The sequence below is a fragment of the Pseudomonas sp. AL10 genome (genome assembly GCF_029960685.1).
In the GTDB taxonomy this organism is placed as follows: domain Bacteria; phylum Pseudomonadota; class Gammaproteobacteria; order Pseudomonadales; family Pseudomonadaceae; genus Aquipseudomonas; species Aquipseudomonas lactis.
Window position 1 is genome coordinate 239743 of the sequence record NZ_JASBQZ010000004.1, and the last position, 17591, is coordinate 257333.

The 17591-nt window shown below is 60.8% G+C and carries 21 protein-coding genes and 1 riboswitch; of the genes, 12 read left to right on the top strand and 9 right to left on the bottom strand.

Annotated elements, in window-relative coordinates; genetic code table 11:
- The first annotated feature begins 84 nt into the window (after positions 1-84).
- Both hisD and hisC read left to right on the top strand, forming a co-directional pair.
- Entirely contained in the window at positions 85-1401 is a 1317-nt protein-coding gene (hisD, locus tag QK296_RS07375; protein ID WP_003188601.1) for a histidinol dehydrogenase, read from the top strand.
- A gap of 3 nt (positions 1402-1404) precedes the next feature.
- Complete coding sequence (gene hisC, locus QK296_RS07380) at positions 1405-2457, top strand: histidinol-phosphate transaminase (protein WP_120248666.1); 1053 nt, start codon at positions 1405-1407, stop codon at positions 2455-2457.
- A gap of 123 nt (positions 2458-2580) precedes the next feature.
- On the opposite strand, the gene QK296_RS07385 is transcribed toward hisC, so the two are convergent.
- Both QK296_RS07385 and upp read right to left on the bottom strand, forming a co-directional pair.
- Complete coding sequence (locus tag QK296_RS07385) at positions 2581-3855, bottom strand: uracil-xanthine permease family protein (RefSeq protein ID WP_282390735.1); 1275 nt, start codon at positions 3853-3855, stop codon at positions 2581-2583.
- Between the two features lie 2 nt (positions 3856-3857).
- Positions 3858-4496: a uracil phosphoribosyltransferase gene (gene upp, locus QK296_RS07390; protein WP_003188608.1), complete on the bottom strand. Its 639-nt coding sequence runs from the start codon at positions 4494-4496 to the stop codon at positions 3858-3860.
- Positions 4497-4660: 164 nt separating this feature from the next.
- Here upp and QK296_RS07395 point away from each other — a divergent pair, with 164 nt between their 5' ends.
- The 3 genes from QK296_RS07395 (at position 4661) to QK296_RS07405 (ending at position 6173) form a co-directional block, all read left to right on the top strand.
- Entirely contained in the window at positions 4661-5218 is a 558-nt protein-coding gene (locus QK296_RS07395) for a hypoxanthine-guanine phosphoribosyltransferase (RefSeq protein ID WP_003188610.1), read from the top strand.
- Between the two features lie 3 nt (positions 5219-5221).
- Entirely contained in the window at positions 5222-5689 is a 468-nt protein-coding gene (locus tag QK296_RS07400; protein ID WP_003188613.1) for a WbuC family cupin fold metalloprotein, read from the top strand.
- 196 nt (positions 5690-5885) lie between these two features.
- On the top strand, positions 5886-6173 hold the full coding sequence (locus QK296_RS07405) for a PA4642 family protein (RefSeq protein ID WP_003188614.1): 288 nt from the start codon (positions 5886-5888) through the stop codon (positions 6171-6173).
- A 103-nt stretch (positions 6174-6276) separates the two neighbouring features.
- On the opposite strand, the gene mqo is transcribed toward QK296_RS07405, so the two are convergent.
- Complete coding sequence (gene mqo / locus QK296_RS07410; protein WP_034134879.1) at positions 6277-7815, bottom strand: malate dehydrogenase (quinone); 1539 nt, start codon at positions 7813-7815, stop codon at positions 6277-6279.
- A 727-nt stretch (positions 7816-8542) separates the two neighbouring features.
- Complete coding sequence (locus QK296_RS07415) at positions 8543-8776, bottom strand: hypothetical protein (protein WP_003188617.1); 234 nt, start codon at positions 8774-8776, stop codon at positions 8543-8545.
- A 182-nt stretch (positions 8777-8958) separates the two neighbouring features.
- Between QK296_RS07415 and QK296_RS07420 the strand changes: the two genes are divergently transcribed.
- Positions 8959-9543: a YajG family lipoprotein gene (locus tag QK296_RS07420; RefSeq protein ID WP_003188618.1), complete on the top strand. Its 585-nt coding sequence runs from the start codon at positions 8959-8961 to the stop codon at positions 9541-9543.
- A 60-nt stretch (positions 9544-9603) separates the two neighbouring features.
- Here the strand turns inward: QK296_RS07420 and QK296_RS07425 are convergent, their stop codons facing one another.
- The gene (locus QK296_RS07425) at positions 9604-9813 is read right to left on the bottom strand and encodes a hypothetical protein (RefSeq protein WP_003188620.1); all 210 of its coding nucleotides are present in this window, start codon (positions 9811-9813) and stop codon (positions 9604-9606) included.
- Between the two features lie 182 nt (positions 9814-9995).
- On the opposite strand from QK296_RS07425, the gene QK296_RS07430 reads away from it, so the two are divergent.
- Positions 9996-10253 carry a hypothetical protein gene (locus QK296_RS07430; protein ID WP_003188621.1) on the top strand — a complete coding sequence of 86 codons (258 nt, stop codon included), beginning with the start codon at positions 9996-9998 and terminating at the stop codon, positions 10251-10253.
- A gap of 164 nt (positions 10254-10417) precedes the next feature.
- On the opposite strand, the gene QK296_RS07435 is transcribed toward QK296_RS07430, so the two are convergent.
- A complete protein-coding gene (locus QK296_RS07435; protein ID WP_169855802.1) occupies positions 10418-11581 on the bottom strand; it encodes a 1-acyl-sn-glycerol-3-phosphate acyltransferase in 1164 nt (387 codons plus the stop codon).
- Between the two features lie 132 nt (positions 11582-11713).
- Between QK296_RS07435 and QK296_RS07440 the strand changes: the two genes are divergently transcribed.
- The 4 genes from QK296_RS07440 to QK296_RS07455 all read left to right on the top strand — a co-directional run bounded on the left by QK296_RS07440 (position 11714) and on the right by QK296_RS07455 (position 13765).
- Positions 11714-11896: a CPXCG motif-containing cysteine-rich protein gene (locus QK296_RS07440; RefSeq protein WP_003188623.1), complete on the top strand. Its 183-nt coding sequence runs from the start codon at positions 11714-11716 to the stop codon at positions 11894-11896.
- Between the two features lie 11 nt (positions 11897-11907).
- Positions 11908-12168 (top strand): DUF2007 domain-containing protein, encoded by a 261-nt coding sequence (locus QK296_RS07445; protein ID WP_003188624.1) that lies wholly within the window; start codon positions 11908-11910, stop codon positions 12166-12168.
- A 37-nt stretch (positions 12169-12205) separates the two neighbouring features.
- The gene (locus tag QK296_RS07450; RefSeq protein WP_003188626.1) at positions 12206-12826 is read left to right on the top strand and encodes an SOS response-associated peptidase; all 621 of its coding nucleotides are present in this window, start codon (positions 12206-12208) and stop codon (positions 12824-12826) included.
- Between the two features lie 120 nt (positions 12827-12946).
- Positions 12947-13765, top strand: coding sequence for a M48 family metallopeptidase (locus tag QK296_RS07455; RefSeq protein ID WP_003188628.1), 819 nt, complete (start codon positions 12947-12949; stop codon positions 13763-13765).
- 120 nt (positions 13766-13885) lie between these two features.
- On the opposite strand, the gene QK296_RS07460 is transcribed toward QK296_RS07455, so the two are convergent.
- The 3 genes from QK296_RS07460 to QK296_RS07470 all read right to left on the bottom strand — a co-directional run bounded on the left by QK296_RS07460 (position 13886) and on the right by QK296_RS07470 (position 16724).
- Complete coding sequence (locus QK296_RS07460) at positions 13886-14470, bottom strand: TMEM165/GDT1 family protein (RefSeq protein ID WP_003188631.1); 585 nt, start codon at positions 14468-14470, stop codon at positions 13886-13888.
- Between the two features lie 88 nt (positions 14471-14558).
- A riboswitch (yybP-ykoY riboswitch) is annotated at positions 14559-14678 on the bottom strand.
- Positions 14679-14729: 51 nt separating this feature from the next.
- Complete coding sequence (locus QK296_RS07465; protein ID WP_192002450.1) at positions 14730-15728, bottom strand: class I SAM-dependent methyltransferase; 999 nt, start codon at positions 15726-15728, stop codon at positions 14730-14732.
- A 30-nt stretch (positions 15729-15758) separates the two neighbouring features.
- Entirely contained in the window at positions 15759-16724 is a 966-nt protein-coding gene (locus tag QK296_RS07470; RefSeq protein WP_034134900.1) for a 2-hydroxyacid dehydrogenase, read from the bottom strand.
- A gap of 84 nt (positions 16725-16808) precedes the next feature.
- Here QK296_RS07470 and QK296_RS07475 point away from each other — a divergent pair, with 84 nt between their 5' ends.
- The gene (locus tag QK296_RS07475) at positions 16809-17441 is read left to right on the top strand and encodes a LysE family transporter (protein WP_003188636.1); all 633 of its coding nucleotides are present in this window, start codon (positions 16809-16811) and stop codon (positions 17439-17441) included.
- The last annotated feature ends 150 nt before the right edge of the window (positions 17442-17591 follow it).

Consider the following 17591-nt stretch of genomic DNA (forward strand, 5'->3'; position numbering starts at 1 on the left):
AGCCAGAATTCTCAGGTGCCCAAGCGGAAACGACTGCTAGTTTAGGGCGCCTGAGTTTTTGCCAATTCTATTGAGGCCCTCGCTATGACCACGTCCACTGCAATTGCCCGACTCAACGCTGCCGACCCGGATTTCGCCCATCATCTGGATCATCTGCTGAGCTGGGAAAGCGTGTCTGACGACTCGGTCAACCAGCGGGTGCTCGACATCATCAAGGCCGTGCGTGAGCGCGGTGATGCGGCGCTGGTGGACTTCACCCGCCAGTTCGACGGCTTGGACGTAAAGTCCATGGCCGACCTGATCTTGCCGCGTGAACGCCTGGAGCTGGCGCTGACGCGCATCACCGCGCCACAGCGCGAAGCCCTGGAAGTGGCTGCGGCGCGGGTACGCAGCTATCACGAAAAACAGAAGCAGGACTCCTGGAGCTACACCGAGGCCGACGGCACGGTGCTGGGCCAGAAGGTCACGCCACTGGACCGCGCCGGCCTGTACGTGCCGGGCGGTAAGGCGTCGTATCCATCGTCGGTGTTGATGAATGCGATCCCGGCCAAAGTCGCCGGCGTGACCGAAGTGGTCATGGTGGTTCCGACCCCGCGTGGCGAAATCAATGAGCTGGTGCTGGCTGCCGCCTGCATCGCCGGCGTCGACCGCGTGTTCACCATCGGTGGCGCCCAGGCCGTCGCAGCACTGGCCTATGGCACCGAAAGCGTGCCGAAGGTCGACAAGGTGGTTGGCCCTGGCAATATCTACGTCGCCACCGCCAAGCGCCATGTGTTTGGCCAGGTCGGTATCGACATGATCGCCGGCCCCTCGGAAATCCTTGTGGTGTGTGACGGCCAGACCGACCCGGACTGGATCGCCATGGACCTGTTCTCCCAGGCGGAGCACGATGAAGACGCCCAGGCGATCCTGGTCAGCCCCGATGCCGAGTTCCTCGACAAGGTCGCCGCCAGCATCAATAAACTGCTGCCGACCATGGAGCGTGCCGAGATCATCGAGAAGTCGATCAACGGCCGTGGTGCGCTGATTCTGGTGCGTGACATGGAGCAGGCCATCGAAGTGGCCAACCGCATCGCACCGGAGCATCTTGAGCTGTCCGTAGCGGACCCACAGGCCTGGTTGCCGTCGATCCGTCACGCCGGGGCGATCTTCATGGGCCGCCACACCAGCGAAGCCCTGGGCGACTACTGCGCCGGCCCTAACCACGTGTTGCCGACCTCCGGCACTGCACGTTTCTCGTCGCCGCTGGGGGTGTACGACTTCCAGAAGCGCTCGTCGATTATCTTCTGCTCGCCACAAGGCGCTTCCGAGCTGGGCAAGACCGCCTCGGTGCTGGCCCGTGGTGAATCCCTCAGCGCGCACGCACGCAGCGCTGAATACCGCATCGTCAAGGGAGAGTAAGGCATGAGCAAATTCTGGAGCCCTTTCGTCAAGGACCTGGTGCCTTACGTGCCCGGTGAGCAACCGAAGCTGACCAAGCTGGTCAAGCTCAACACCAATGAAAACCCCTACGGCCCATCGCCCAAGGCGCTGGCGGCAATGCAGGCCGAGTTGAACGACAACTTGCGCCTGTACCCGGACCCCAACAGCGACCTGCTCAAGCAGGCCGTGGCCAGGTATTACGGGATCGACGCCGGCAAGGTGTTCCTCGGCAACGGTTCCGATGAAGTCCTGGCGCACATCTTCCACGGCCTGTTCCAGCACGATCTGCCGTTGCTGTTCCCGGATATCAGCTACAGCTTCTACCCGGTGTACTGCGGCCTGTACGGCATCACGTTCGACGCGGTGGCATTGGACGAGCAGTTCCAGATTCGCGTCGCTGACTACGCCAGGCCCAACGGCGGGATCATCTTCCCCAACCCGAACGCGCCCACCGGCTGCGTACTGGCGCTGGACGCGGTAGAGCAGATCCTCAAGGCCAGCCCGGATTCGGTGGTGGTGGTCGACGAGGCCTATATCGACTTCGGTGGCGAAACCGCCATCAGCCTGGTGGACCGTTACCCGAACCTGCTGGTGACCCAGACCCTGTCCAAATCGCGCTCACTGGCCGGTTTGCGTGTGGGCCTGGCCGTGGGCCACCCAGAGCTGATCGAGGCGCTGGAGCGGGTCAAGAACAGCTTCAACTCCTACCCATTGGATCGGTTGGCGATTGTTGGCGCGGCGGCCGCGTTTGACGACCGTGAATACTTCGAGAAGACCACTCAGTGGGTGATCGACAGCCGCAACCAGGTCGTCGCGCAATTAGAGAGCAAGGGGTTTGAGGTGTTGCCGTCGGCGGCGAACTTCATCTTCGCGCGTCACCCGCGGCATGACGCTGCAGGGCTGGCCGCCAAGTTGCGTGAGCAAGGGGTGATTGTGCGGCACTTCAAGCAGGAGCGGATTGCCCAGTTTCTGCGGATCAGCATCGGGACGCCGGAGCAGAACCAGGCGCTGATCGACGGGCTCGGCAAGCTCTAATTCTTTACAGGCTGTAAGGGCCTCATCGCGGGCAAGCCCGGCTCCCACAGGAAAACGCATTTCCCTGTGGGAGCCGGGCTTGCCCGCGATGAGGCCATCAGCTACACCAGAAAACTGGAAGGCTTAGATCAACGGCTCATCCGGCTTCTTGTTCTTCCAGCCATCATTGCCCGGCAGCAGCAAGTTCAAGCCAATCGCTACCACCGCACACAGGGCAATGCCCTTGAGGCCGAAATCATCCGGGCCGGTGCCGGTACCCACCAGCACACCGCCAATCCCGAACACCAGGGTGACCGACACAATCACCAGGTTGCGCGCCTCGCCCAGGTCGATCTTGTGGCGAATCAGCGTGTTCATCCCCACCGCAGCAATCGAGCCGAACAGCAGGCACAGAATCCCGCCCATCACCGGCACCGGGATGCTCTGCAGCAGCGCGCCGAACTTGCCGATGAACGCCAGGCTGATGGCAAACACTGCCGCCCAGGTCATGATTTTCGGGTTGTAGTTCTTGGTCAGCATCACGGCGCCGGTCACTTCGGCGTAGGTGGTGTTCGGCGGGCCGCCAAACATGCCGGCAGCCGTGGTGGCGATACCGTCACCCAGCAGCGTGCGATGCAGGCCAGGCTTTTTCAGGTAATCGCGGCCGGTCACGCTGCCTACCGCAATCACACCCCCGATATGCTCGATCGCCGGGGCCAGGGCCACCGGGACGATAAACAGGATCGCCTGCCAGTTGAACTCCGGCGCGGTGAAGTGGGGCAGGGCGAACCACGGTGCGGCGGCGATCTTAGCCGTGTCGACCACACCAAAGTAGAACGACATGGCAAAGCCCACCAGCACGCCGGAGATGATCGGCACCAGGCGGAAAATGCCCTTGCCGAACACGGCCACGATCAAAGTGGTGAGCAGTGCTGGCATCGAGATCAGCATCGCCGTTTGGTAATGGATCAACTCGACACCGTCGCCGGACTTGCCCATGGCCATGTTGGCGGCAATCGGCGCCATGGCCAGGCCGATCGAGATAATCACCGGACCGATGACAACGGGCGGCAGCAGCCGGTCGATAAAACCGGTGCCCTTGACCTTCACGGCCAGGCCCAGGAACGTATAGACGAAACCCGCCGCCATCACGCCGCCCATGGTCGCCGCCAGGCCGAACTGGCCCTTGGCGAGAATGATCGGAGTGATGAACGCGAAGCTCGATGCCAGAAATACCGGCACCTGCCGCCCTGTCACCACCTGGAACAGCAACGTGCCCAGGCCTGCGGTAAACAGCGCGACGTTTGGATCAAGACCTGTGATCAGCGGCATCAACACCAGCGCGCCAAATGCTACGAAGAGCATTTGTGCGCCAGACAGGATCTGGCGCCAAAGCGGGTCGTTGAATTCATCCTGCATGCTCACGCGTCCTTCTGCTTGGTGCCGAAGATCTTGTCACCGGCATCGCCCAGGCCCGGGATGATGTAGCCGTGTTCGTTCAGGCGCTCATCGATGGACGCGGTGTAGATCTGTACATCCGGGTGGGCCTTCTCGACGGCGGCGATGCCCTCGGGCGCGGCCACCAGCACCATGGCGCGGATGTCCCGGCAACCGGCTTTTTTCAGCAGGTCGATGGTGGCAACCATGGAACTGCCGGTGGCGAGCATCGGGTCGATGATCATGGCCAGGCGTTCGTTGATTTCCGGGACGAGTTTTTCCAGGTAGGTGTGGGCCTGCAGTGTTTCTTCATTGCGGGCCACGCCCACGGCGCTGACCTTGGCGCCCGGAATCAGGCTGAGTACACCTTCAAGCATGCCGATACCGGCGCGCAGGATAGGGACGACGGTAATTTTCTTACCGGCGATTTTCTCCACCTGTACGGGGCCGGCCCAACCGGGGATCTCGTAGGTTTCCAGGGGCAAATCCTTGGTGGCTTCGTAAGTGAGCAACGCTCCGACTTCCTGAGCAAGCTCACGGAAGTTCTTCGTGCTAATGTCGGCACGGCGCATAAGGCCGAGTTTGTGTCGGATCAGCGGGTGGCGGATCTCGCGAGTGGGCATAGGAAAGGCTCCGGCGGCGGGCAAAAAAACCGGCCTAGATTAATCTATCCGAGGGTGTTGTCCTATAGACATCAAGTACGTTAGTCCATAAAGGCTTGATTGGAGCGCACGAGAAGCGTACCTTCGCCCGCTTTTCTTGCCACAGCACCCCCTTGGAGAGCGCCATGTCTGCTGATCTCGAGCATATCCGTCAAATCATGCACGAGGCTGACTGCCTGTACACCGAAGCGCAAGTCGAAGCAGCGATCGCCAAGGTCGGCGCGCACATCACCCGCGAAATGGCCGACACCAACCCGGTGGTTTTCTGCGTGATGAACGGTGGCCTGATCTTCGCCGGTAAATTGCTCACTCACCTGCAGTTCCCGCTGGAAGCCTCTTACCTGCACGCCACCCGCTATCGCAATGAGACCAGCGGTGGCGACTTGTTCTGGAAGGCCAAGCCGGAAGTGTCGTTCATCGACCGCGATGTGCTGATCATCGATGACATCCTCGATGAAGGTCACACCCTGGGTGCGATCATCGACTTCTGCAAACATGCCGGCGCACGCAAAGTGCACACTGCTGTGTTGATCGACAAAGACCACGACCGCAAGGCCCGCCCAGAGCTGAAAGCCGACTTTGTCGGGCTGCCGTGCGTCGACCGTTATATCTTCGGGTATGGCATGGACTACAAGGGCTACTGGCGTAACGCCAATGGCATCTACGCCGTTAAAGGAATGTAATCGATGGCCCGCTTTCTTGATCAGACGCTGTTTGCCGAGTTGGCCGAGAAAGCGGCCGCCAATCCCCGTGGCCGTCAAAACGTCAACTTCCATGAGATGCAAGAGCCTTGTCATCGCATGGCAGTCGGCTTGCAGCCCAGCACCTATGTGCAGCCTCATCGTCACCTGAGCGCCGATAAGGCCGAGACCTTGCTGGTGCTCAAAGGGCGTCTGGGAATCCTGATTTTCAGCGAGACGGGCAAAGTGTTGAGCAAGCGTGTGTTGGAAGCGGGCGGGGAATGCCAGGGCGTCGACCTGTCGCCCGGCGTTTTTCATGGCCTGGTGGTGCTGGAGCCAGACAGCATCATGTTTGAATGCAAAGCAGGCCCTTATCGTCCTGTTGGCGATGGCGAACTGGCAAGCTGGGCGCCTCGTGAAGGCGAGGTGGGGATGGCGGAGTATCACCGCTGGATGCTTGCCCAGTTCGACTGAACACTGAAATCGTAGGAGCGAGCTTGCTCGCGAAAAACGTCAACGATAACGCGTGCTTCCTGAATAAACGCGGCGCCTTTGAGTTTTTCGCGAGCAAACTCGCTACTACAGGTATTAGGGTAAGCCCCCTCCCACATCCGGCGTCGCGCAGGTAGACTTCTAGCCCCGTGTAAATGTCTGCAGGCTGGAGTCGGTAATGCGTAAAGATAAGAAACAGGTGATTGGCGACGAAATCGGTGACGACCAGATCAAGTTGTTCCTGGACTTCGAGCCGGTTGATGCGACGTCGCCGTCCCTGCACAAACTGATCAAGGCCTATCGCGGCCTGCGTATCGACGACTTCGAGCGTTTCCTGGGCTTTTTCAAAGAAGCAGGCCTGGACCTGGATGGCAAGGATGAGCATGGCCAGACCTTCGTTGACCTGATCAAGGACCAGCGTAACGCCGCCGAATACATCGAGCTGATCGACAACGCCCGCGGCTGATTATCCGAGCCACAAAAAAACGCCCCGGCCTCATGAGAGACCGGGGCGTTTGGCTTTTAACGGTAGGAGCGAGCTTGCTCGCGAAGAGCCTGAGAGCGCTGCGTTAATCCACTTGCGCTGCGTTATCGTTGACGTTTTTCGCGAGCGAGCTCGCGCCTACAGGGTCCACCAGCTCAAGGCTGATGTTGTTCTGCGTGTTGATCTTGCGATACAGCTCGGCGTCCGTCTCCAGCACTTTCTCGCGCGCCGGGAAGATCTCATGCAGCTTGGTGGCCCATTCACCGGCAGCTTTCTGCGGGAAGCAACGCTCGATCAACTCCAGCATGATCGAGACGGTCACCGAGGCGCCTGGGGAGGCACCCAACAGCGCCGCAAGCGAACCGTCCTTGGCTGCGACCAACTCGGTGCCGAATTGCAGCACGCCGCCTTTCTTCGGGTCTTTCTTGATGATCTGCACGCGCTGGCCGGCCACTTCCAGGCGCCAGTCTTCGGCTTTCGCCTCGGGGTAGAAGCGACGCAGGGATTCCAGGCGCTGTTCCATGGACTGGCGCACTTCGCTGACCAGGTATTTGGTCAGGTCCATGTTGTCGCGGGCCACGGCCAGCATCGGGCCGATATTGCCGGCGCGAATCGACATCGGCAGGTCAAGGAACGAGCCGTGCTTGAGGAACTTGGTGGTGAAGCCGGCGTATGGCCCGAACAGCAGGGATTTCTTGCCATCCACCACGCGGGTGTCCAGGTGTGGCACGGACATCGGTGGCGAGCCCACGGCAGCCTGGCTGTAGACCTTGGCCTGGTGCTGCTTGACCACTTCCGGGTTGTCGCAACGCAACCACTGGCCGCTCACCGGGAAGCCGCCGAAGCCTTTGCTCTCTTCGATGCCCGAGGCCTGCAGCAACGGCAGCGCCGCACCGCCAGCGCCGAGGAACACAAACTTGGCATCGACGTCACGGCTGTTGCCGCTGTTGACGTCCTTGATGCTCACGGTCCAGCCCGCGCCGTTGCGCTTGAGGCCGGTCACGCGCTTGCAGTACTTGACCTGGGCGTCTGGCGAACTGGTCAGGTGGCCGAGCAGTTGGTTGGTCAGGGCGCCAAAGTTGACGTCGGTGCCGTTCATCACGCGGGTGGCGGCGATTTTTTCGTCGAGCGGGCGGCCCGGCATCATCAGCGGCATCCACTCGGCCATTTCGCTGCGGTCTTCGGTGTAGTGCATGTCCGAAAACGCGTGGTGCTGGCTGAGGGTCTCAAAGCGCTTCTTGAGGAAGGACACGCCTTTGTCGCCCTGCACGAAGCTCAGGTGCGGCACCGGGCTGATGAACGACTTGGACGAGCCAAAGGTGCCCTTCTTGGTCAGGTAAGCCCAGAACTGCTTCGACACCTCGAACTGGGTGTTGATGTGCACGGCTTTCTTGATGTCGATGGAGCCATCGGCGGCCTGCGGCGTGTAGTTCAGCTCACACAGCCCCGCGTGGCCGGTACCGGCGTTGTTCCACGGGTTGGAACTCTCCGCGGCACCCGAATCCATCAGCTCAACGACTTCCAGCGTGAGGCCGGGGTCGAGCTCTTTGAGCAGTACGGCCAGGGTGGCACTCATGATGCCGGCCCCTACCAGTACTACGTCGACTGCTTCGTTATGCGCCATTTAACGCGTCTCCAAAATCTGCAGCACCAAATTGTCGGCATGGCTGCCAGGAGTGACGGGGCGGTTCACGTGTTGCCCCAGGTTACCCATGGCCAGGATCGCCATGTCCGATTCGCAATTCTTTGCAACTTCAGCACACGCTTCCTGCCGGGCTAATCTGCCTATGAACGCATTCATGGGCGCCTGTGGCAATTCGACTTATGGTCAAAGCGTGCGATTCGTGCAACCAATCCGTAGCGGACAGGCTCAAGCTCCGGTTTTTGAGGCGTGCTCGGTCCTGTGTAATTGGGCTGTTCCAGACGCTGATGGTGCTTGTACAAACGCCAAACTATTCATTTGCTCGCCACACTCTTGTGAAGTTGTGAAAACCCGTTTTTTCACGCTCTTTTGAAGACGTGAACCTCAAAAAAGGGCTGCCCCAGCCTGGCACCTGGCCCGCAAACCTCTGCCGACACGCGGCAAAACGGGCAAACAACTCAAGTGGCCGAGCGCAATGGCAGCTCTGGCAGATTCGATAAAAGACGGGGTGGTTTGCAAAGGAAACAGCAAGCACGCCAGCTTCACTCGATCTGTGTGGGCGGCTCTCTGTGGGCGATTTGGGGGCTAATGCCTGGGCATTAACGATGCTGCGAGGCCCGATCAGGAGACGTCCTTATAATCGGGGGGAGATTGTAGCGAAGAACGCCAGGGAAATGGGCGTGTTTTATGACTTTTATTAGGGCGCCGGTCAGGAGGCCAACGCTTGCCGGTGCCGTGGGCGAAAAACCTGCGGGCTGACCCGGGCGCTGGCGGGCAGTGGGCGGTGCATCCAGCCCAGGTGAGTCTCGGTCACTTCCACCCAGCCTTCACCGACGGGCGGCAGGCTGCACTGCTTGAAGGCCAGGCAATGACCGTGGGCGTCGAGTAGGGCAAAGTGGCGATGACGGGCGTGCGACATGAACAGGGTCTTGAGAAGGCGCATGGCTGTGTACCTGGTGTGTTACATGCTTGAAGATTGCCAGTGTGGCATGACACTGGGGTGACGAATTTATGCGAATTTGTAATTTGCACAGCGGCTTCAGCCGCCGTTCAGGATCGCTGGTGAGTGGCGCGCGTGCACCGTTATACTGGCGACCTGTCTGCACCTAGTCCTGGAGAAATGCAATGTTGCAACGCCTGTTGTTCGGTTTGATCACTGTGACCAGTTTGACCCTTGTCGGCTGCGCCAACAGCCCGCAACAACTCAGCCCGCAACCTAAAGTCACTGCGCCGTTGGCTGCGGTAGGCCACGGCCAGCCGGTGTCGGTGCGCGTGGTCGACGGTCGCCCGTCGCCAACCCTGGGTTCACGTGGCGGCCTGTACCCTGAGACCGCGCTGATTTCGGTGAACGGCCAGGATGTGCTGCCCAAGTTGCAGGCCCAGGCTGAAGCTGCTGTGCGCTTGTTGGGCTTTACGCCGACCAACTCGCCAGGCGTGCCGCAACTGACCGTGACCCTGGCCGAGCTGAAATACCAGTCGCCCAAAGACGGCCTGTACGTGACCGAGGCTTCCATCGGCGCCACCTTCAAGTCTGACGTCAGCGCCGGTACTCGCCGCTACAGTGGCCGCTACGCTGCCTCGCTCAACCAGCGTTTCGGCATGTCTCCCAACCAGGAAACCAACACCAAGCTGGTCAGCGACGTGCTCAGCGATGCCTTGACCCGCCTGTTCAAGGACCCAAGCATCGGTCAACTGCTCAGCGCGCAATAAGCCGCTTATAAAAAAACCGGGCTCATCACTGAGCCCGGTTTTTTTGTGCCTGTAGTTTGGTCAGGCGGCCGTATCGACATAAAAGTCCAGCATGCTCACGCCGGTGAGCAAGTCCAGCTCCGGCAGGTCGGCATGCTGGTGTCCGCCGAGGGCGCAATACACCAGCCAATGGCGGTCCTGAACGTTGAACGCGAGGCTGCCGATCAGCGCCTCCTGTTCCTCGCTCTGGGCGATCAGGTACAGCCGATCCTGGTTTTGCGCATGCAACATGACAAGCTCCTCAAGCGTCGAAGGGCAACAGAGTGGCTTGTTAAGGTGACGTTCAGGTGACGGCGTAAATTACTGGATACATTAGCCGTCCATGGGGAAGGAGCATTAAAGGCGCAGGAGGCGACTGTCGTTCAGGTGTGTATCTGGACTGATACCCGAACACTGGTTCACCGAGGTTTGCGATGGCGCTGCCCGCACTGCTCATTAATATTGTTGCCCTGTTGGTTGCCTGCTCGGGCGCCTGGGTGCTGTTCATCACCCGCCTGCATGCACAGCGTGCGATGGCCGACCTGGCCCTGCGCAGCGAAGAGCGCGCTATCGACCAGCCGATGCTGTTTCTGGATACGCGCACCGAACGGGCGCATCGCCTGGCGTACCGCGTCGGGTTCGCCTGCCTTGGCCTGGCCCTGGCCATCTCCTGGCTCAGCACTCGCTTTTAAGGCTACTGCAAGTCAAATGTGGGAGCGGGCTTGCCCGCGAAGGCGGTGTATCAGCCACTGAATCTTTAACTGAACCACCGCTATCGCAGGCAAGCCAGCTCCCACACTGGCCATGTACTGCCGGCAGAATCAGCGCCTGCCACATATCCCCTGTGGGCTCACTGTTACAGGGGGATCCCAGCCTTGACTCGGTATTGGTTGCGTACCGGCGTCGCATACTGCACCACCAGGTAAGGCCGGTGCTCCGCCGGGCACTCGTTCAAGCGCCGCTCCCATTCCGCCTTGGCCTTGGCCAGCTCATCGGCCGGGAACACGTCCGCGGCCTTGGGCACCTGCAGTTGCGGGTCGGCATCACTCCACTGCGCGTACGCCAGGTAGTGCACCGGGAACAAGCGATAGCCGCCCAGGATCTGCCGGTCCATTTCTGCCGCCAGCAGCTTGGTGTCTTCAAAGCGCTCGGTGATCGGCGGCGCAAAGTTCACGTGCACCCGGCCTTTATAGCCGGTAATGCCCAGGGCAATGCTCACATCGTCCTCGCCCGGTGCCTTGCTGTAGGTACCGGTGGTGGCGCGGATATACAGCTCGCGGGCCTTGGCGGCATCGCAAGGGTCGTACTCGTAGCTGATGGACACCGGCGTCAGGTTCAACGACTGGATGACTTCGGCGAACGGCTCGTCCTTGCGGCTGACGTGGAACATCTTGAGGATCGCCGATTCGGTACGATCATCGCCATCCTTGGCCCGGCCTTCAGCCTGGGCGATCCAGATCGACTGGCAGTCGTTGCGGATCGAATGGTTGATGTAGGCCGACAGCAGGTTGTAAGCCGCCATCTTCTCCTTTCGCCCGGTGATCGAACGGTGCACGATGAAGCTCTTGTTCAGGCGCATCAGGTCGCTGACAAACGGCTTTTGCAGCAGGTTGTCACCGATGGCGATGCGTGGCGTCGGCAGGCCGGCGTGGTATACGGCATAGTTGACGAAGGCCGGGTCCATCACGATGTCGCGGTGGTTGGCCAGAAACAGGTAGGCGGTACCGGATTTGAGCTGCTCGACGCCGGTATAGGTCACGCCGTCGGTCGCCCGGTCGATGGTGTGGTCGACGTAGTACTCGACTTTGTCTTGCAGCGTGGCCACGGTGGTGACGCCCGCGAACTCGCGGCGCAGTTTGCGCGCGATCATCGGCTTGAGCAGCCAGCCCAGGGCGCCGGCAAAGCGCGGGAAGCGGAAGTGGGTCAGGATGTCCAGAAAGGCCTTGTCACTGAACAGACGCGCCAGCACTGCCGGGACTTCGCTGTCGTTGTAAGGTCGGATGGTATCGAATTCGCCCATCATGCTCTCTTGTTAGAAACGGCTAGGGTAAGTAAAGGAAATAGCAGGGGCGGCGTGAGTAAACTGGCTCTGCCGGAAATAGCCCTGTAAATAGACCGGCGATTATACGCACAAGTCACCTTGGAGACTGCGATGCTGGAAACTGCGATGTACGATTGTCCTTATTGTGGCGAAGCGGTCGAGACAACAGTGGATTTGTCTGGCGGGGACCAGACCTATATAGAAGACTGCCAAGTGTGTTGCCGGCCGATCACGTTCGACCTGCAAGTTCATGGTGAAGAGTGGATGCTTGAAACCCGCAGCGAAAATGAATAACAGGTACGCCCATGCAGCGAATCTACGAACCGGAAAACCTCATGGAGGGCGAGCTGCTGCAGCAGATGCTTGCCAGTGAAGGCATCGAGGCGCATTTGGTGGGGCGCCACCTGCTCGGCGGCACGGGCGAGTTGCCGATATTCGGCTTGCTGGGGCTGGAGGTCGACAATGACCAGGCCGCCAGCGCCCGCGAGCTGATCACTGCCTATATCGGCGCACAACCGTTGCCCGGCGACGAACCCGACAGCTTCCCCGACGTATTGGTCTGTTAGGCTGTCGGTCGGTTTACCCCAAGAGTCGTGTTGCCCCATGTGTGGACGTTATGCCCTGTTTCGCTGGAACCCTGCCTTTGCTGCCTTGCCCGGCTTCCCCGCCGATCAGCAGGCCCAGTGGAACATTTCCCCCAATGATTCGGTGCTGATCCAGCGCCTGAGCGAGGGCCAGCTCACCCTGGCGCGTGCCCGCTGGGGGCTGACGCCGCCCTGGCTCACCGACCTGTCGCGCACCCCGGCTCACGCCCGCGCCGAAACCCTGGCCGAACAGCCGATGTTCCGAGAAGCATTCCGCCAGCGCCGTTGCCTGCTGCCCGCCAATGGCTTTTATGAATGGCGCGGCACCCAGCGCAAGCGCCCGTACTGGCTCACACCGGGGGAGGGCTCAACGCTATTCTTTGCCGCGATCTGGGAAGCGTATCCGGTGCAGGAGCAGGTATGGCTGAGCACGGCCGTGGTCACCCAGGCGGCACAGAGTCAGCGGCGCCCATTGATCCTGGACGCGGCAGGGCAGGCCGCCTGGCTCGACCCCGCGACACCGCTTCATGTGCTGCAGGGCATGCTGGCGGCTGAGCCTGCTGCGTTGCGCGAGCGGGTACTGGCCAATATGGTCAACGATCCGAAGCTCAACGGGCCGGAATGCCTGACCCCGGCGTGAGCTTTGTCAGTCGTTCCACGTTCGGATGTATCTGAAATTCAGCGGTTAAACGTCTGGTGTATCTGGCGCAGATACAAATGACCGCCTACGATACGCGCCATGTTTTCAGGGAGCGTGTTCATGAAGAAGTCATTGGTGGTAAGCGGTTTGGTTGCAGCGATGCTGCTGGCGGGTTGTCAGTCGGTCAATACCACCAGCGGCGGCGCCGTTGGGGTAGAGCGCAAGCAGTACATGTTCAGCATGCTGTCGAGTCAGGAAGTCGACCAGATGTATGCCCAGTCTTATCAGCAGACCCTGGGTGAAGCCAGCAGCAAAGGGGTGCTGGACAAGAGCAGCGCCAACGCCAAGCGCGTGCAGGCCATTGCCAAGCGCCTGATCGCCCAGGCGCCGACTTTCCGCGCGGATGCCGCCCAGTGGAACTGGGACGTGAACCTGATCAAAAGCGATGAGATGAACGCCAACTGCGGGCCTGGCGGCAAGATCCTGGTGTACAGCGGCTTGATCGACAACCTCAAGCTCACCGATGACGAACTGGCTGCGGTAATGGGTCATGAAATCGCCCACGCCTTGCGTGAACACGGCCGCGAAGCCATGTCCAAGGCTTACGGTATCCAGATGGCCAAGCAGGGCGCCGGGGCAATATTCGGTCTCGGCCAGGACAGCCTGGCACTGGCCGATACCGTGGCCAACTACGGCATGACCTTGCCCAACAGCCGCAGCAATGAAAACGAAGCCGACCTGATCGGCCTGGAACTGGCCGCCCGCGCTGGCTACAACCCCAACGCGGCCATCACGTTGTGGAACAAGATGGCCAAGGCTTCGGAAGGCGCACCACCGGAATTCATGAGCACACACCCGGCTTCCGACAGCCGCATCGCGTCGTTGCAGGCGGCGATTCCGAAGGTGATGCCGCTCTACCAGCAGGCCAAGAAGTCCTGATCGACGCCGTGTAGGAGCGAGCTTGCTCGCGAGAAACGTCAACGATAACGCGTGTTGCCTGAATAAACGCGGCGCCGGTGAGTTTTTCGCGAGCAAGCTCGCTCCTACAGGCATCAGGGCTTAGATCCAGCCGCTGCTTTGCATGGCCTTGTACACCGCAATAACCGCCAGCACGAAGAACGCCGTAGCCGCCAAGCGACGAATCAAGGTCAGCGGCAGTTTCTCCGCGGCAAAATTCCCCGCCAGCACCACCGGTACGTTGGCAATCAGCATGCCCAGGGTGGTACCGATAATCACCAGCCACAATTCCGGGTATTGCGCCGCCAGCATCACCGTGGCGATCTGGGTCTTGTCGCCGATTTCGGCGAGGAAGAACGCAATCAAGGTGGTCAGGAAGGGCCCGAACTTACGGGTAGTACTGGCTTCGTCATCATCGAGTTTGTCCGGCACCAGGGTCCACAGCGCTGTGGCGCAGAAGCTTGCGGCGAGGATCCAGTGCAGCACCGCATCCGAGAAGAAACTCCCGAACCAGGCGCCCACGGCACCGGCCGCCGCATGGTTGGCCAGGGTCGCGGCGACAATGCCGGCGATGATCGGCCAGGGTTTGCGAAAGCGTGCGGCAAGGATGAGTGCGAGCAGTTGCGTCTTGTCGCCGATTTCGGCCAAGGCAACGATTGCGGTAGGAACGAGTAGTGAATCCAGCATCAGGTAGTTTCCAGGGGCGGGTCGACACGGCTATGACACGTACAGCCTTCCCGCCCCGGGTAAGGTGTGCGTGTCATAGGTCTTGTCAAACCCCGGTCCGTCTGTGCGGACTCCTGGGTCGCATACGCCATGGTCTGCTGACCAAGTATGTTGACGTATGCCGGACGAGCATGGCGCTCGTGGGAGACTACTCCCCTAGGACGCTGCGGATTCTGCCTAGGCAAAACCCATTCGGCAAGCGTTCTTTTTCAAACCTCCCTCAGGGGCGCTTGGCACGGTAAATGCGAAAACCATTGCCTTCGGCCTTGATTGCGCAGATGCCCAAATGCTCTTCGATCAGTGGTTGATACTTCAGGAAGCTATTGGCAACCAGGCGAAGTTCGCCACCTTTTGCCAGGTGTTTCGCCGCTTTTCGCAGCAGGTTCTCCGTGGCGAAATAATCGGTGTGCACGCCGACATGGAACGGCGGGTTGCTCAAAATCGCGTTCAAACCCATGGGCGCCGCGTCGATTCCGTCACCGGTCAATACCTCGGCTTCCAGGCCGTTCGCTGCCAAAGTCAGACGACTGCTGGCGGCGGCGAAGGCATCCACGTCCAGCATCGTCACGGTGTTATGCGGGTAGCGGCGTTTGACCGCAGCACCCAGCACCCCCGCGCCGCAACCAAAGTCGAGCAGGTTGCCGCTGGGCAGCTTGTCCAAGTGCTCCAGCAACAACTCGGTGCCTCGGTCCAGGCGCCCATGGCTGAACACACCTGGCAAGCTCACGACCTTCAGCGGGCCTTCGGCCAGCGGTACGTCGAAGACCTGCGCCAGGCTCTCAAGCGCCACGGCTTGCGGCGCGTTGGCGACGGTGACCTGCCACAACTGGCAATGCCGTGCGCTATCGAGCTTGCGCGGTTTGCCGAACGGAGCCATCTGTTTGGCGGCGCTTTCGATACCGCCCTTTTTCTCGCCCACCAGAAACAGCTCGGCGCCCGGCAGGCGCGCAGCCACGGCATTGAGCAGGTAGTCGGTGAGGTCTTTGGACTTGGGCAGGAAAATCACCGCCGCATCAAAGGCGCGCTCGGGCACTGTCACGCCAAACTGGCTGCGTTCGGCGAAGCGCGCATCGAGCGCCGCCTGGTCACCGGCATGCCAGCACCAGCCTTGGGCGTTGGGCAGGCGCCCAAGCAAATCGTCCGCAGGCAAACCCACGAGCAGCAGGTTGCCTTGAAAAAGTTCGGCCTGGCGAAGCAGTACTTCACTGCGCGGATCCATAGTCTGCTCCTTGAAAAGGGGCGCAGTTTATCAACTGACGACGCGCAGCGGGGCGCCGCTGAAAAAGCCCAGGGCGTTTTCCGTGAGTTGGCCGACGATGCGCTGCCGCGCTTCGCGGCTGCCCCAGGCGTTGTGGGGTGTGACGATCAACCGTGGAATGCCCCCAGCCAGCAGCGGATTGCCATTGACGGGTGGCTCGACGCTCAGCACATCAGTCGCCGCGCCGCCCAGATGACCACTGCGCAGTGCGTCGGCTAGGGCCTGTTCATTGATCAAGCCGCCGCGTGCGGTGTTGACGATAAACGCGCCGGGTTTGAGCAACGCCAGTTCACGAGCGCCGATAAAGTCGCGGGTGTGCTCGTTGAGTGGGCAATGCAGGGTCAGCGCATCGACCTGGGTCAGCAATTGATCCAGCGGCACACGGTCGGCGCGGGCAGGGCGCCCAGGTATCGCGCCGAGCACCACACGCATGCCAAACGCTTCAGCCAGGCGTGCCACGGCACTGCCCAGTTCACCGTGGCCGAGCAGGCCGAGGGTTTTGCCTTCCAGTTCGACGATCGGATGGTCCAGCAGGCAAAACTGTTTGGCTTGCTGCCATTTGCCCGCGGCTACATCCTGTTGGTAGTCCTTCAAGCGCGTGGCGAGGTTGAGCAACAGCATGATCGTGTGCTGGGCCACCGACGGCGTGCCATAGCCCTGGCAGTTGCTCACAGTGATGCCGTGGGCGCGGGCGGCTTCAAGGTCGATATTGTTGGTGCCAGTGGCCGACACCAGGATCAACTTGAGCTCGGGGCAGGCGGCCAGGGTGTGGGCCGTGAGCGGGATTTTATTGCTGATGGCGACTTGGGCGCCTTGCAAGCGCTCCAGCACATTTTCTGGCGTGGTCTGTTCAAACAACTGCAACTGGCTGAAGCAGTCATGCAAACCGCTGAGGTCGAGGTCGCCCAAGTCCAGGGAAGGGTGGTCGAGGAAGACGGCGCGGCGATTGTTCATGATCAACTGTACCTTTTGCGACGAGGTTCGAAGGCGTAATCTGCCGAGCCTATCAGATGAAATAATCAGTTACTTAATGGAGTGAGCATGTACGTCGCCGAGTTTTTGACCGTAGCCTTGATTCACTTGCTGGCGGTGGCCAGCCCCGGCCCGGATTTCGCCGTGGTGGTGCGTGAGAGTGTGACCCATGGCCGCCGCGCCGGCACATGGACGGCACTGGGCGTCGGTTCGGCGATTTTCCTGCATGTGGGTTACTCGTTGCTGGGTATCGGCTTGATCGTGTCCCAGTCCATTGTGCTGTTCAATGCGTTGAAGTGGGCGGCAGCGGCGTACCTGCTGTACATCGGCTTCAAGGCCCTGCGTGCCCAGCCGGCCAAGCCTGCGGCCGAGGGCGAGTTGCACCGTGAAGCGGGTGAGCGCACCCCGCGTGGCGCGTTTACTGCGGGCTTTGTGACCAATGGTTTGAACCCCAAGGCCACGTTGTTTTTCCTGTCGTTGTTTACCGTGGTGATCAACCCCCACACACCATTGGCGGTGCAGGCCGGTTATGGGGTGTACCTGGCGGTGGCGACGGCGTTGTGGTTTTGCCTGGTGGCCATGCTGTTCAGCCAGCAGCGTGTACGCGCGGGGTTTGCGCGGATGGGGCATTGGTTTGATCGGACCATGGGCGCGGTGTTGATTGCTATTGGGGTGAAGTTGGCCTTCACCAGCATGAAGTAAGCGCGTTCACTCAAGCGGGCAGGGACAAAATGTGGGAGCTGGCTTGCCTGCGATGTCGGCCTGACAGCCGACACCTACCTACCTGACGCCTCACGATCCAACTGTGGGAGCGGGCTTGCTCGCGAAGGCGGCCTGGCAGTCAACACAGTT

Bases quoted from the DNA above. Each gene is read 5' to 3' on its own strand.
- hisD (WP_003188601.1), top strand. From the start codon at position 85: ATGACCACGTCCACTGCAATTGCCCGACTCAACGCTGCCGACCCGGAT.
- hisC (WP_120248666.1), top strand. From the start codon at position 1,405: ATGAGCAAATTCTGGAGCCCTTTCGTCAAGGACCTGGTGCCTTACGTG.
- QK296_RS07385 (WP_282390735.1), bottom strand. From the start codon at position 3,855: ATGCAGGATGAATTCAACGACCCGCTTTGGCGCCAGATCCTGTCTGGC.
- upp (WP_003188608.1), bottom strand. From the start codon at position 4,496: ATGCCCACTCGCGAGATCCGCCACCCGCTGATCCGACACAAACTCGGC.
- QK296_RS07395 (WP_003188610.1), top strand. From the start codon at position 4,661: ATGTCTGCTGATCTCGAGCATATCCGTCAAATCATGCACGAGGCTGAC.
- QK296_RS07400 (WP_003188613.1), top strand. From the start codon at position 5,222: ATGGCCCGCTTTCTTGATCAGACGCTGTTTGCCGAGTTGGCCGAGAAA.
- QK296_RS07405 (WP_003188614.1), top strand. From the start codon at position 5,886: ATGCGTAAAGATAAGAAACAGGTGATTGGCGACGAAATCGGTGACGAC.
- mqo (WP_034134879.1), bottom strand. From the start codon at position 7,815: ATGGCGCATAACGAAGCAGTCGACGTAGTACTGGTAGGGGCCGGCATC.
- QK296_RS07415 (WP_003188617.1), bottom strand. From the start codon at position 8,776: ATGCGCCTTCTCAAGACCCTGTTCATGTCGCACGCCCGTCATCGCCAC.
- QK296_RS07420 (WP_003188618.1), top strand. From the start codon at position 8,959: ATGTTGCAACGCCTGTTGTTCGGTTTGATCACTGTGACCAGTTTGACC.
- QK296_RS07425 (WP_003188620.1), bottom strand. From the start codon at position 9,813: ATGTTGCATGCGCAAAACCAGGATCGGCTGTACCTGATCGCCCAGAGC.
- QK296_RS07430 (WP_003188621.1), top strand. From the start codon at position 9,996: ATGGCGCTGCCCGCACTGCTCATTAATATTGTTGCCCTGTTGGTTGCC.
- QK296_RS07435 (WP_169855802.1), bottom strand. From the start codon at position 11,581: ATGGGCGAATTCGATACCATCCGACCTTACAACGACAGCGAAGTCCCG.
- QK296_RS07440 (WP_003188623.1), top strand. From the start codon at position 11,714: ATGCTGGAAACTGCGATGTACGATTGTCCTTATTGTGGCGAAGCGGTC.
- QK296_RS07445 (WP_003188624.1), top strand. From the start codon at position 11,908: ATGCAGCGAATCTACGAACCGGAAAACCTCATGGAGGGCGAGCTGCTG.
- QK296_RS07450 (WP_003188626.1), top strand. From the start codon at position 12,206: ATGTGTGGACGTTATGCCCTGTTTCGCTGGAACCCTGCCTTTGCTGCC.
- QK296_RS07455 (WP_003188628.1), top strand. From the start codon at position 12,947: ATGAAGAAGTCATTGGTGGTAAGCGGTTTGGTTGCAGCGATGCTGCTG.
- QK296_RS07460 (WP_003188631.1), bottom strand. From the start codon at position 14,470: ATGCTGGATTCACTACTCGTTCCTACCGCAATCGTTGCCTTGGCCGAA.
- QK296_RS07465 (WP_192002450.1), bottom strand. From the start codon at position 15,728: ATGGATCCGCGCAGTGAAGTACTGCTTCGCCAGGCCGAACTTTTTCAA.
- QK296_RS07475 (WP_003188636.1), top strand. From the start codon at position 16,809: ATGTACGTCGCCGAGTTTTTGACCGTAGCCTTGATTCACTTGCTGGCG.